The 14510-nt window shown below is 44.1% G+C and carries 9 protein-coding genes and 2 pseudogenes; 5 read left to right on the plus strand and 6 right to left on the minus strand.

Going from position 1 to position 14510, the window contains the following annotated elements:
• Positions 1-25 precede the first annotated feature (25 nt).
• From JMX89_RS12835 to JMX89_RS10960, 5 genes and pseudogenes are all read right to left on the minus strand, one after another.
• A pseudogene (locus tag JMX89_RS12835) lies at positions 26-202 on the minus strand (glycine zipper domain-containing protein); the annotation flags it as partial.
• 90 nt (positions 203-292) lie between these two features.
• Positions 293-763, minus strand: a pseudogene (locus JMX89_RS12995) (hypothetical protein); the annotation flags it as partial.
• A gap of 590 nt (positions 764-1353) precedes the next feature.
• Positions 1354-2184 carry a phosphodiester glycosidase family protein gene (locus tag JMX89_RS10950; protein ID WP_201532426.1) on the minus strand — a complete coding sequence of 277 codons (831 nt, stop codon included), beginning with the start codon at positions 2182-2184 and terminating at the stop codon, positions 1354-1356.
• Between the two features lie 64 nt (positions 2185-2248).
• Positions 2249-4051: an FMN-binding glutamate synthase family protein gene (locus JMX89_RS10955; protein ID WP_133105324.1), complete on the minus strand. Its 1803-nt coding sequence runs from the start codon at positions 4049-4051 to the stop codon at positions 2249-2251.
• Positions 4052-4895: 844 nt separating this feature from the next.
• Positions 4896-5711, minus strand: a complete 816-nt coding sequence (locus JMX89_RS10960) for an IclR family transcriptional regulator (protein ID WP_227673077.1) — start codon at positions 5709-5711, stop codon at positions 4896-4898.
• Positions 5712-5898: 187 nt separating this feature from the next.
• On the opposite strand from JMX89_RS10960, the gene JMX89_RS10965 reads away from it, so the two are divergent.
• Both JMX89_RS10965 and JMX89_RS10970 read left to right on the plus strand, forming a co-directional pair.
• Positions 5899-7083, plus strand: a complete 1185-nt coding sequence (locus JMX89_RS10965) for an acyl-CoA dehydrogenase (RefSeq protein WP_020443096.1) — start codon at positions 5899-5901, stop codon at positions 7081-7083.
• A gap of 223 nt (positions 7084-7306) precedes the next feature.
• Positions 7307-8578 (plus strand): CaiB/BaiF CoA transferase family protein, encoded by a 1272-nt coding sequence (locus JMX89_RS10970; RefSeq protein WP_201532424.1) that lies wholly within the window; start codon positions 7307-7309, stop codon positions 8576-8578.
• A gap of 184 nt (positions 8579-8762) precedes the next feature.
• Here JMX89_RS10970 and JMX89_RS10975 read toward each other — a convergent pair whose 3' ends face one another.
• The gene (locus JMX89_RS10975) at positions 8763-9521 is read right to left on the minus strand and encodes an IclR family transcriptional regulator (protein ID WP_201532423.1); all 759 of its coding nucleotides are present in this window, start codon (positions 9519-9521) and stop codon (positions 8763-8765) included.
• 285 nt (positions 9522-9806) lie between these two features.
• Between JMX89_RS10975 and JMX89_RS10980 the strand changes: the two genes are divergently transcribed.
• The 3 genes from JMX89_RS10980 to JMX89_RS10990 all read left to right on the plus strand — a co-directional run bounded on the left by JMX89_RS10980 (position 9807) and on the right by JMX89_RS10990 (position 14400).
• Positions 9807-11273, plus strand: a complete 1467-nt coding sequence (locus tag JMX89_RS10980) for an NAD-dependent succinate-semialdehyde dehydrogenase (protein ID WP_201532422.1) — start codon at positions 9807-9809, stop codon at positions 11271-11273.
• Positions 11274-11428: 155 nt separating this feature from the next.
• Positions 11429-12688 carry a 4-aminobutyrate--2-oxoglutarate transaminase gene (gene gabT, locus JMX89_RS10985; protein WP_133105329.1) on the plus strand — a complete coding sequence of 420 codons (1260 nt, stop codon included), beginning with the start codon at positions 11429-11431 and terminating at the stop codon, positions 12686-12688.
• 269 nt (positions 12689-12957) lie between these two features.
• Positions 12958-14400, plus strand: coding sequence for an APC family permease (locus JMX89_RS10990; RefSeq protein ID WP_201532420.1), 1443 nt, complete (start codon positions 12958-12960; stop codon positions 14398-14400).
• Positions 14401-14510 lie beyond the last annotated feature (110 nt).

Here is a 14510-nt window from a genome sequence, read left to right on the forward strand (position 1 = left end):
GCTTCTCATGAGCTTCTAAGCTATCGGTAGGATTGACCATCTCGCCTGCTTCATGTCCAACTTTGCTACCTGCGATTGCTCCAACAGCACCGCCTACTAAGGTGCCAACTGGACCTCCAACTGCTGTGCCTACGGCTGCACCTGCTGCTGCGCCACTAAGCGCGCCAGTACCAGTCGCTACTGGATGCGGCTTATCTTCACCATGATGAATGGGCTCAATAGGCTCTCTATGACCTGCATAATGGACGTACTCTTTTGGCTCATAGTTTTCACCATTCATACGGGCATGGGTCTTATCCCAACCATCACGTACCATGTCTTTTGCTTGTAGCCAGGTCATGCGTGAGTCGCCTTTTACCTCATACCAGCGCTGTTCAAGCTCAGCTTCAACTTCTTCGAAACGCGTCGCATTTGGATAATGCGCACGGGTGGCATAACCTACTGCATAGGCTGGATGATAATCGGTATCATAATCATAATCTTCATGATAATAAGGGCGCGTGGTATGAGTTTCTTGCCAGTATTCGTATTCTACTGTTGGGTCTAGCATCTCACCGACCGAGCTACCTGCGACACCGCCGACGATAGCACCAATAGCACCACCAATCAGCATGCCTAATGGACCACCAATAGCACCAATAGCTGCGCCTGCTGCTGCACCGCCTGTACCACCAAGAGCTGTACCTATTGGATGTGAGCCTGGCTCACCTGTAATGGGGTCAGCGTTGTCATTGACTACTACTGTACGATTGATATTATCCATGAGCTATTATCCTTTTTACTATTATTGTTAAGTTATGAAGAATGATATAAGTAGCCTGCAATCTAAATGACATTAAAATAAAGGTCATTTTTGACATCCAATCTTAGCTTGTCCTCTAAATCAGTGATTGCTATTGAGACTTGCTAGCAATCACTATATAGCTGTTCAAATTTCTAATACTTATTTTAATCCTTAGCATTGGCATTATCTTTAAGAAATCTAGTAAGCCTTGCTTGCTAAGTAATATAGCCTAAGGGTGCTGGAGTAGTCTGTAGCACATAGCTGCTACCTGTATAGCATCTATGTAAACGATACTTCTATAATGAGCATTATTGTTAACCAATGATTATCAAAGTGCACAAAAGTAAATAAGATGTAAGTCGAGCTTATTGGAATCGCTATTTCCCAGTTACTGATGTTATGAAAAGGATTAAGTAAGCACAAAAAAGGCACTATTATTAAGAATAATAGTGCCTTCATTTTTATTAATAAATACTTAATGTGGCTCAGTGAGTCTAAAAAGATGCAGTCTCATTAGGTATGGTGTTACTTATGATGAATTGATGGAGTGTAAGTAACCATACTATGGTCTATTGTGCTGACTCAACCAGTCCAATCATCACACCCATCTCTTTTTTGTCATGCTTATCTATCGTGGGTGCGTATAAAGCGGATGCAATACCGCCATCTAAAAATAAAGCATTTGGACACTTCAATTCGTTTTTAAATAGTGCGGCAAACTGATAAAAGGTCACGGGTGCTTCGCTATTGACAAATTGTAGACTGCCATCGCTACACACGCCTATACCGTTGCGAATTTTAGCTGAGGTGCCATCAGGGTCAAACTGCGGATGGATAGCATCATTAATGACCAGCATAGGACCAGATTGGGTAGCATACAATGGCTGCGCAGTGCCGTTTTTTAGCTGCTCGGCTAAGGCATTACTTTCAGTAATTTGTACCTTGCCAGACTTATCCCACCACAGTACGCCATTGGGTAAGAGGTGAAAATTGCCGCCGCCTTCTTTCAGGTTTAATGCACGTATCTCTTCAGATTTGATGACGGTATAGCCAATAGGTGCATAATTTTCATTGTACATGCCCGCATTCATGGCAAACTTCAAAGATTGCGATGGGGGCAGGCTGCTCAAGAGATTATCGAAAGTCAGTAGCGGTTGACGACTGTCAGATTGTTGCCAAAATAATGCTAATGAATAGCGCTTATCTGTCAATAAATCAGACTGAATATGACAGGTGCTATAAGCAAACGGTGTGTTGTGTGATTGACATGACCAATCAGTAGAAGCAGTGTCCGTCTGATTGCTATCAGTTGGTTGGCAAGCACTTATACCAACAGTCATAAGCGCCATAAGCATCATTGGCAGTACATGAAGAAGTTTTTTGAAAACAGTGTTTGGCATCAATCATCTATCTTTTATAAGGAAATAAATTGCGTGATTGTCACAGCCAAACACTGTTAAATGGTTAAACAGTTGGCGGTATAAAATCGCGGACGGTATTATTGACATTGCCAATCATTTTACCACCATCAATATTGACGTCTACCTCTCCAACCGTTTTTTCTGTTGGCGCACCGGTTTCTTTACCGATATCGCGCGAGTCTTTATTATAAGCAATCAGCGCATCATTATTGGCTAAAAAGCTCGACGAATCTGCCATTACCCACATCTGATTAAAGACCTCTGATCGCGCATTATGATCAAGTAAGGCGCCTTTATCGGTGAAATAAAAGAACTTCGACAATAGCTTAATTTGTCCATCATCCAAACGGCGTGCAATGTGATAAGGCTGCAATTGACTTGGGTGCTGTAAGCCGACTGCGCCAACGATACTGGCAAGCGATTTTAGGGTATTTTTATGATAACTGGCAACGCGTTCAGCCTTACTTGGTACATCAAGTGCTTTTTGACGATAAGGGTCTTGGGTTGCCACACCTGTCGGGCAGGTATTGGTATGGCAAGAGCGTGATTGGATACAGCCGACAGCAAACATAAAGCCACGTGCAGAGTTACACCAATCAGCGCCCAATGCAAGTAAGCGAGCGATATCAAAACCTGAGACGATTTTGCCACTCACGCCAAGTTTGATTTGGTTGCGAATGCCTGCCCCAACCAAGGTATTATGGACGAATAAAAAACCATCGATCAATGGCATACCGACGCTATCCATAAACTCAACAGGTGCAGCACCCGTGCCGCCTTCAGCACCATCAATAACGATAAAATCAGGGTAGTTATCGGCTTCTATCATGGCTTTGACAATCGCCATAAACTGCCAAGGCTGCCCAATACATAGCTTAAAGCCAACTGGCTTGCCTTCTGATAAATCCCGTAGCTGCTGTAAAAACACAACCAATTCACGAGGCGTACTAAAAGCAGAATGCGACGCAGGTGATACGCAGTCTTGACCCATCGGCACTTGACGGGTTTCAGCGATTTCTGGGGTGATTTTTTCTGCTGGCAACACGCCGCCCTGACCGGGCTTAGCACCTTGTGACAGTTTGATTTCAATCATTTTGACTTGCGGATCAACAGCTTTTTCGGCAAATGACAGTGGGTCAAAGTTGCCATTGTCATCGCGGCAACCGAAGTAACCTGTACCCAGCTCCCAAATCAAATCACCACCGAATTTACGATGATAAGGACTGATAGCACCTTCACCACTATCATGAGTGAAGCCGCCCATTTTTGCGCCTTGATTGAGCGCCATAATGGCATTAGCAGACAAACTGCCAAAGCTCATCGCTGAGATATTAAACACTGACATATCATGCGGCTGCTTACACCGCTCACCGCCCACAATGATGCGGAAGTCTTTATTCTTAATCGGCTCACTGACAGCAGATTGCAAAAACCATTCTTTACCATGAGCATATAAATTGTCCAAAGTGCCAAAAGCATTGGTATCGCTGACGTTTTTGGCGCGCTGATAGACCAAGGCCCGCTGCTGACGTGAGAACGGCACTTGCTCTTTGTCGTCTTCGAGCAAATACTGGCGAATCTCAGGACGGAAATCCTCTAACACATAGCGGATGTGACCGGCGATAGGATAGTTGCTTAAGATAGAGTGCTTAGATTGCAATAAGTCATAAATACCTAGCCCAACGGCGAGTCCACCGATGATAATGAGTACCCAGTTGACGAGGAGTAATCCTGCTAAAAACAGCAAGATTGCGGCGCCAAAGGTGCTGTAGCGTAGCAAAACACCGGTTAGGTAAGGGGAGTTGTGTTCAGGCTCAGGGTTCAAATTGGTTCTGGAATCGGGCATAACAAGGCTCAACTATAAAAAATAGGAATTAAAAAATGCGGCAGTAAGTTATTTGGTAACTTTGCCGCTATTCATGATTCAATATAGAAAGATTAAATAAGAGTTTTAAAATGAGCGAAAGCGCTAAAAGCCAACATGTTAAAAGCAGGCCAAACGCCCTTAGGGGCTCAAATTTGTGGTGTGTATCATACGCCTATAATATCACGGCTCCATATCAATTAAGTAACGGCAGACCAATAAAGACCTTGCAATTACTACTCTCAGGCTTTAATAATTCCAAAAAAAACCTTAAGCTCATGTTTTAATGACGGTTTGTCGCGTAGCTATGATTAAGTTACCTATAATCAATGGCAGAAAATATTAAAAATAAAATTGAAACCGACTGTCAGTGTCTGGTGGTAATGTCTAAAAAGCATCTTGTAGGCTGTGACGAGGACGATGCATAAAGGTTAAAAAAGCGTTTATCCGCAATGCACAGTAGCCGCTGCAGTATGTTTTCAACCCGCTGCTGCGAGAGTGCAGGGCCTGAAACTCGCCCAATCGGTTGCAAAGGGGGAGTCTATACGTTTATATAAAGCATATAGAAAATTCGGACATTAATAGTTTAAAAGCAATTATTCAACAAGGTCAATTTGCCAGTTATATCAATCGCTTCAATCAATGGCTTATGGCACATTACTTTTATTATTGGTATTTACATAAAATTTTAACGTCTCTTACGCTTCAGCACAAACTACTTGCTACAAAGTGTATAGCACTTAGACCAAATCACTTTTTGATTGCATCGAAAGGCTTTAGTATCATTGGTAAACTAAGTTAAAACTTACCTGGCAACTCAATTAGTTTAAACCCCGCTGCCAATCCTTTCAGCCAACGCTTGCAACTTAGGTACTATCATCGCCGCATAGTCTTCGCTTTCCCAATTGGCACTTGGGACACTGGCATTGAGTGAATACGCATATTGCCCAGTCGCAACATCAAAGACACCAACGGCCACTGCTAATATGTCCGTAGAGAACTCACCATCCGATACGGTATAACCATGCATTTTATAATGGTCTGCGGCGTCAGATAAAGCAGCCTGCGCATGGTTATAATCTTCTGCTGATAGCTGCTCTTGTAAATTACTACGAATAACAGCCTGTCGTATTTGCGAACTAGCCGCATAAAAAGCACGTCCAATAGCGGTTCGGGCGACGGGAACGGCTGAGCCAACTTGCAAATTGACCGATAGGCGGGCAGGGCTACGACAGCAAGCGTGATAGCGCATCTCCCCTTCGACTTCGGTTGCCAAATTCACCGACACCTCGTTTTGACTGGCAAACTGCCGCAATAACGGTTCAGCTGCTGCCACTAAATCATGACGACTCCACGCTGTTGCACTTAATCGCACCGCACTACTACCCAATTTATACTGTCCATGTAGCGTCACGCGCAAAAATCCAAGCGTCATCAAGGTATGAATCAGACGAGTAATCGTCGCTTTTGGCAATTTTGTCATCTGGCATAATTGCTGATGGCTAAGCGTCTCTTCATGCTCAAAAGCTGCCAATATCATTAAGCCACGTCCAAGGGCAGTGACAAATTGCCTATCGTTGTCTTCTTTACCTTGGGTAAGGGAGCTATTTAATCGATCCAGTAATGGTGCAGCTACCAGCATATTTTTTCTCATTTTATAACCATCTGAATGAATAAGGGTTTACAGGACGCTAAAATTTTGCTTAAATAGTTTATATTATGAAACTAAGTTTCGCACAGCGGAATTTTGAAGTCAATAGTAAATTTAGCCAAAGCATCATATTCACCATTAATCGTCGGTCAGGATGACTGACAACAAGGAGCACCACATGGCAACTTCTAGCAGCCCACGTTTTGATTGGGAAGATCCATTTTTATTACGTGACCAGCTTACAGATGAAGAGCGCATGGTAACGGACAGTGCGCGTCAGTTTTTTCAAAAAGAGCTGATGCCGGGTATCATTCAGGCCAATCGTAATGAACATTTTGACCGCGATATCATGCGTCAGATGGGCGAGATGGGTCTTCTTGGTGTGACGATCGACGGTTATGGTTGTGCTGGCATGTCAAGCGTGGCTTATGGTTTGATTGCGAAAGAAGTGGAAGCGGTGGATTCGGGCTATCGTTCAGCGATGAGCGTGCAGTCAAGCTTGGTCATGCATCCGATACATGCCTATGGTACAGAAGAGCAGAAAGAAAAATATCTGCCAAAACTGGCAACTGGGGAATATGTCGGCTGCTTTGGTCTGACAGAGCCGGATTCGGGTTCAGATCCTTCATCAATGTCAACGCGCGCGCGCGCAGTGGCAGGCGGTTATGAGCTGACTGGTAATAAAATGTGGATTACCAATAGCCCGATTTCTGATGTATTTGTCGTTTGGGCAAAAGATGATGCTGGTGACATTCGTGGTTTTATCTTAGATAAAGGTATGAAAGGGCTGTCCGCACCGAAAATCGAAGGCAAGTTCTCATTGCGTGCGTCTGTCACGGGTGAGATTGTTATGGACAAAGTGTTTGTCCCTGAAGCCAATGCTTTCCCAGATATTCGTGGTCTAAAAGGTCCGTTTGGTTGCCTAAATAAAGCCCGTTACGGTATCGCTTGGGGTTCAATGGGCGCTGCTGAATTCTGCTGGAAAGCGGCTCGCCAGTATACCCTTGACCGTAAACAATTTGGTCGTCCGCTAGCAGCGACACAGTTGGTACAGCTAAAACTTGCCAATATGCAAACGGAAATCACACTAGGTCTGCAAGCAGCATTGCGTGTTGGTCGTTTGATGGATGAGGACAATGCTGCTCCTGAAATGATTTCACTGATTAAGCGTAATAATTGCGGCAAAGCGCTAGAGATTGCCCGTATTGCCCGTGATATGCATGGCGGCAATGGTATCTCTGATGAGTTTCATATTATTCGTCATGTGATGAATTTAGAAGCGGTCAATACTTATGAAGGTACCCATGATATTCATGCGCTCATCTTAGGTCGCGCGCAGACTGGGATTCAGGCATTTTATTAAGCGTTGTTAGCTAATAAGTATTGGCTAATTTCCCGACCATTAACGTACGTTACTGTTGTACTTCTTACGAAGCACTTGATAAGCAGTAGCGTGCGTTTTTTAGTTATTAGTCCTCATTTATATCTGGTTTAGCAGTAGTTTTAAAGAATTAGATAAATGAGGACTAGGTACTGTCTTATCATTTTTATCATTATAAAAAATACGTTATCAATAAGGGATTATTATGACTGTCACTACAACGACACAACAGCCTGAACAAGCCAAATTTACTAATAATGCTACCGCTGATATTGCGACTGATGCGGTATCAAAAGGCGCATTATATGGTATCAAGGTGCTTGATTTGTCGCGGGTATTGGCAGGTCCTTCTTGCACTCAAGTGCTCGCCGACCTTGGTGCCGATGTGATCAAGGTTGAGCGTCCACATATTGGTGATGAAACCCGTCATTGGGCGCCGCCAAAATTCAGCGATGATACATCCGCTTATTACGCCACCATTAATCGCAATAAAAAATCCCTCACGGTCGATATCACCACGCCTGCTGGACAAAACATCATTAAGCAGCTCGCTGAAACAAGCGATATCGTGGTAGAAAACTTTAAAGTTGGCGGTCTGAAAAAATACGGTTTGGACTATGAGAGTTTAAAGCAAAGCAATCCACGTCTGATTTATGCCTCATTAACGGGCTTTGGGCAAACAGGTCCCGATGCTGAGCTGCCGGGCTATGACTATATTATTCAAGGTTTGTCAGGGCTAATGAGCATCACTGGACCTACTGATGGCGAACCGCATAAAGTTGGCGTGGCAGTGGTAGATTTGTTTGCAGGTTTGCAGCTGACGATTGGTATTCAAGCGGCGTTAATAGCGCGCCAGCATACTGGAATGGGTCAACATGTCGATGTCGCGTTACTAGACAGTGCGCTGGCAATGCTCGCCAATGTTGGTATGAATCATTTGGCATCTGGTGAGATACCGCCGAGACTGGGCAATGGTCACCCTAACATCGTTCCTTATCAAGTGTTTGCCGGTGCAGGGGAGGAGCATTTCATTTTAGCCTGCGGTAATGACAGTCAATTTGCCAGACTATGCCAGATGTTATCCGTAGAGTGGCATACTGACAGTCGTTTTGCGACCAACCCTCAACGCGTTGCCCATCGTGAGCTGATTTGTGAGTGGCTCATAAACGCATTTGCCGAGCATCCACGTGCATATTGGCTTACGCGCTTGCATGAGGCGGGTATTCCTTGCGGTCCTATTCATAATGTTGCAGAAGCTTTGGCTATGCCGCAAGCGCTGGCACGAGGGATGATTGTTAATTTTGCCGCGCAAGGCAGTCCGGTAAGAGCACTTGGTAGCCCCATTAAACTCTCAGGCTCGCCTGTCACTTATCGTACACCGCCACCGCGTTTGAGCGAGCATACTGACAGCACGCTTAGTAATTTGGGCTATGACAGCGATATGATCGCCAAATTGAAAGCTGACGGGATTGTTTGATCAAACCCCTGATTGTCTTGGTCGAAGGCAGTTATTACCTGCAAAAGCTCAATGACAATTTGCAGGCGTTTTTATCAGGGCTTATCGTCAGCCCTAAATAAAATAAGTACAAATATTATAAAGTGCTACTGGTATAAATTTTTCTTTCTTTAAACAAGGAAATAGCAGCGTTTAGTTTTTATTGCTAATCAATGAAACCTAAACGCTGTTCAATTTGCTTCGCCAATTCAATCAGTACAGCACTGACCTCAGCACGCTTGGACTCATATTCTGCTTGTAAAAAGCTGACTGCCATACCCGCAACCGCATTGCCCGACGCATTGCGTATGTAAGTCCCTAAGCAATACATACCATCACGTAATTGCCCATCATCCAGTGAAATACGGCTCTGCTGTATGACAAAAATTTCATCCGCTAAAGTTTCAAAGTTGCTAACTCCGTTAGGTGTCATTGGCTCTGGAAAGATACCTTCATAAAGTGATTTGATATTATGCATGGGCAAGGTTGAAAGCATAGCTTTGCCCGTGGCAGAAAATACTGCTGGTACGCGCACACCAGCACGGAAAGTAAAACCAAGCGGAGCTGGTGCTTCATGACATGCTAAAAAAACCACTTCGCCCAAATCCATTTTGGACAAGGTGACGGTGTGCTGTAACAGGATAGGATATTGCATGATAAGGTCTTTAAATAACTGCACCACCCCTTGCTGTTGCTCGTATTTACCCGCCCAATATAGCAAGTAAGAACCTAAGTGAAAGCGTCCTTCGCTATCCTTATAGATGACATGCTTGGTAAGTAAGCTTTGCAAAATATTATGCGTTGAGCTACGTGGTAGCTTTAACTCTTTTGCAATATAAGCTGCCGTTAAGGGCTGCTGGCTTGCCGTGATTAAATCCAGAATTTGAAACGTTTTGTCTAGAGCAGGAACGGCGCTGGTACTCATAAGTTGCCTATTAAAATGTCAGTTAAAAAGTAAAAATAAAAAATATGTTCGAGAACTATCAAAATAACGGTTGCAAAGAGTATCGCATCGTTCTTATAATGATGTCTCATATATGGAATATCTGTTCAGTATATTGAACAGTGCATATATTATCAATCATTATTACTGACTGCTTACGTCAATTTTTCATTGGTTTAATAGCTGTTTAAAAAGACAAGCTTATGCCAACGTTAGATAGCTTTATAGATAATAAATAAGTAATAGCGACAAACATGGAGTGTTACGATGCTAAAGACTACCCTAAATCTCTCAAACCCAGATTTGATCAAACAGCAGTGTCTTATCAAAGACGGATGGCACGCTGCCAATGATGATGCCACTATTGAAGTGAGCAATCCATTCAACGGCGATGTTATCGGTACGGTGCCAAGCTTGACGACCGCTGATGTCAATGATGCTGTTACTTATTCTCACGAAGCTCAAATCACTTGGGCCGCCAAAACCCCACATGAACGCGCGCAGCTGCTGCAAAAATGGGCAGATCTTATCGATGCCAACAAAGAAGATTTGGCCATTATCATGACCGCCGAGCAGGGCAAGCCTTTGGCTGAATCACGCGGCGAGATTGGTTATGCCAATAGCTTTATCCGCTGGTTTGCAGAAGAAGGCAAGCGTGTTTATGGTGATGTCATTCCTGCAACCAACTCGCAATTACGCTATGTGGTATTAAAACAGCCGGTTGGCGTTTGTGCTGCCATCACGCCTTGGAACTTTCCAGCGGCGATGATCACGCGTAAAGCAGCTCCTGCACTAGCAGCAGGCTGTACTATCATTATCAAACCTGCGACTGAAACGCCATTTTCTGCCTTAGCACTCGGTGCATTGGCTGAGCAAGCAGGTATTCCTGCAGGCGTTATCCAAGTTGTGACCGGTAAATCATCTGTTATCGGCGATATTCTTACCGGCGATGCTCGCATTCACAAACTATCATTCACGGGTTCTACCGAAGTCGGTCGCACCTTAATGGCACAGTGTGCTCCAACGATTAAAAAGCTGTCATTAGAGCTTGGCGGCAATGCACCGTTTATCGTTTTTGATGATGCCGATCTTGAAAAAGCTGCTGAAGGTCTAATCGCTTCTAAATACCGTAACGCCGGTCAAACCTGTGTCTGTGCCAACCGCGTTTATGTTCAAGACAGCATTAAAGATGAATTCTTAGATATCTTTATCAAAAAAGTCGCTGAGCTAAAAGTCGGTAATGGCATGGAAGAAGGGGTCAACGTTGGTCCTTTGATTAATGAAAAAGCCTTACAAAAGGTACAAGCGCTACTAAAAGATGCGCTAGACAAAGGTGCAACCCTGATTGCTGGTGGCAGTACGAATAATGCGTCAGCCCTTGCTTACAACCCCACTGTTATCACCGATATCAGCGCTGATATGGATATTGCCAGCGAAGAGATATTTGGTCCTATCGCGCCAGTCTTTACTTTCTCATCTGAAGAAGAGGTTATTCGCGCAGCCAACGACACTATCTACGGTCTAGCAGCTTATTTTTATAGCAGCGACTATGCGCGTGCTTGGCGTGTGACCGAAGGTCTTGAATATGGCATGGTTGGACATAATACGGGCATGCTCTCAACAGAAGTAGCACCATTTGGCGGTGTCAAACAATCTGGTTTTGGTCGTGAAGGTTCAAAATACGGCATCGAAGAATATGTCGTGACCAAATACTGGTGTTCTGACGTCAGCTAAGCTTTTCAGTTTTATATTCTATTTTAATGGTCACATATTTAATTGTCACATAGCACGAAACGGGGTTCAGTGCCACGAATCCCAACTGTAATATACTCTATAAACCGCCATCACTTCACTGGCATCTACGTAAAAAGAAAGAAAAGGACATTCTTATGACTACCAATCAATCATTACTTGCACGCCGTAAAGCGGTATTGCCAACCGGACTGGGTGTGGCTTTTCCTATCTTTGCCGAAAAAGCAAAAAACTCAGAAGTTTGGGATATTGAAGGCAATCGTTATATCGATTTCGTTGGCGGCATCTCAGTACTAAATACCGGTCACAGTCATCCAAAAATCACGCAGCGTGTGCACGAGCAGCTAGACAAATTCACCCATACTGCTGCGCAAATGATTAACTATGAATGCTATGTCGATCTTGCCGAAAAACTGTGTGAAAAAGCGCCTATCAGTGGCGACACCAAAGCGTTCTTCTTGACCACTGGGGCAGAAGCGGTTGAAAACTGTATCAAAATTGCTCGTGCAAAAACCCGTCGTCCAGGTGTGATTTCTTTCGTTGGCGGTTGGCATGGCCGCACGCTTATGTGCATGAGCTTGACTGGTAAAGTATTGCCATATAAAAAGAACTTTGGTCCGATGCCAGGGCCTGTATTCCATGCACTATTCCCATGCGATGAGCTGAATGTTACTGAAGAACAAGCATTGCATAGCCTTGAGATGATTTTCCAAGCGGATATCGATCCTAGTGAAGTGGCGGCGATGATTATCGAGCCAGTACAAGGTGAGGGTGGCTTCCATCAAGTCACGCCATCATTTGCTAAGTCTTTACGCGATATCTGTGATGAGCACGGCATCGTCCTAATCTTTGATGAAGTACAGTGTGGTTTTGGGCGTACAGGTACGTTGTTTGCCTGTGAACAATTGGGCGTTGAGCCAGATCTGATGACCAGTGCTAAGAGCTTGGCAGGTGGTTATCCTATTTCTGCCGTTATTGGTCGTGCTGATATTATGGATGCCCCGCAAGTAGGTGGCTTGGGTGGTACTTATGCTGGTAACCCACTTGCTTGTGTAGCCGCTTTAGCAGTCATCGAAGTCATCGAAGAGGAAAACCTACTTGAGCGTAGTATTGAAATTGGCGACAAAATTGAGTCATTCTTAAAGGGCTTAAACTTAAGTAGTATCGGACATATTCGCCATAAAGGCGCCATGCTCGCGTTTGAATTAATCGATAGTGATGGTAAGCCTGACGTTGAAGCGACGACTAACCTAAAAGCGAAATCATTTGAGCAAGGTTTATTACTAGCATCTTGCGGTATGCATGGCAATGCCATTCGTGTGATGGTGCCATTGACAGTTGAAGATGAAGTGCTACAAGAAGGTCTTGATATCATCAAAGGTATTTTGACTGCCTAAGTATTTGATAGCTTAAAGGATAACAAGTGCTAAAGATTGGGCTGTGTTTATAGTCAAATCCTAAGCAGTGTTGGTACAACGGCGCCTTGCAAGTCAAGACGCCGTTATTGTCTCCGCTATCGAGATATTAAAAATACTATCGAGCTTCTCGGCTGAGAAGTATGGAAAGATAAACATGAGGGGCAATGCCCTGTTAAATACAAAATAGTGTCACTCTAAGTGTAATGAAAAAAGATTCACACGGATGAAGCACGGACAAGGAGCAAGTTATGTCTGAATTAAAAAAATCGTTAGGGACACTAGATGTTATCGCCTTAGCATTTGGTGCAATGGTCGGTTGGGGCTGGGTCGTCTTGGCGGGTGGTTGGATTTTATCTGCTGGTACTTGGGGTGCGATGTTAGCGTTCTTCATAGGTGGGCTGGCAGTGATACTGATTGGTGTGACTTATGCTGAGCTTGCGGCATCGATGCCTATCACTGGTGGTGAGCATACTTATACCCATCGCGCGCTGGGAGTAAATGTCTCCTTTATCTGTTCATGGAGTATCCTATTTGGTTATTTCTCTGTGGTCGCGTTTGAGGCGGTCGCTTTGCCTACAGTTGTAGAATATTTTATTCCTAATTATAATCAAGGTTATCTCTGGACCATTGCTGGCTGGGATGTTTATGCCACATGGGTAGGGGTTGGGATGCTGGGCTCCGTCATTGTAACGTGGCTAAATATACGCGGTATGGAAGTCAGTGCATGGTTCCAAAAAACTGCAGTACTAGGTATTTTATTCGTCGGAACCTTACTATTTATTGGTGCAGTGCTTTATAATCCTGAAACCTCTACAGCAATACAATCGCCAGCCTTCATTGGTGGTGTCGGTGGCATGATGGCCGTCATTGTCATGGTGCCCTTTATGTTTGTGGGTTTTGACGTTATTCCACAAGCGGCAGAAGAGATTGATTTAACTCGTCCTAATATCGGTAAGTTTTTGATTCTCTCTATCGTCGTTGCGGTGATGTGGTATGTGGGTATCGCTTGGAGCGTGGGTACGACGTTGCCACTGGTACAAGCAGAAAGCTCAACCTTAGCCACAGCTGATGCCATGACCAATGCTTGGCAAGGCAAATGGGCAGGTATTTTACTGGTTATCGGCGGTGTACTGGGTATTTTATCAAGCTGGAATGCGTTCTTAATTGGTGGTAGTCGTCTACTTTATGCGATGTCAAAAGCGCGCATGTTGCCAGCTTTTTTAGGTAAGTTACATCCAAAATACAATACACCTTCGAATGCGATTCTCCTCATTGGTGGTTTAGCAACGCTAGCACCTTTATTTGGTCGCAAGATGTTGGTTTGGATCGTTGATGCTGGTGGTTTTGGTATCGTCATTGCCTATACCTGTGTTGCTATTTCATTCTTGGTACTACGCTACCGCGAGCCTGATATGGTACGTCCCTTTAAGATACCAGCAGGTAAGCTTGTCGGTATGATAACGATTGCGCTTAGCTTTGGTTTATTGATGCTATATATGCCAGGTATGCCATCAGCACTGACTGCTGTTGAGTGGTGGATTTTCTTTGGCTGGACCGTCTTAGGTATTGTGTTATATAGCTATGCAAGGATTAAATATCCAGGTATTAGTGAATCGATTATGGCAGAAGAGCTACGTGAATTAAAAATCGTCAATCAATTATGGTTAAAAGATAATCCACCTAAGCAATAGTTTTTTCGATGGGTTATTTTTTAATAAAATTGTCTGTCTCGTCCTAAAATAGATTGATAGTTTTTGCTAAGCCAGATACCCTGAGTATCTGGCTTTTTTGTATTAAGCAG

Origin of the sequence: Psychrobacter sp. DD43, from assembly GCF_904846555.1 — a bacterium.
Lineage (GTDB): Bacteria > Pseudomonadota > Gammaproteobacteria > Pseudomonadales > Moraxellaceae > Psychrobacter > Psychrobacter cryohalolentis.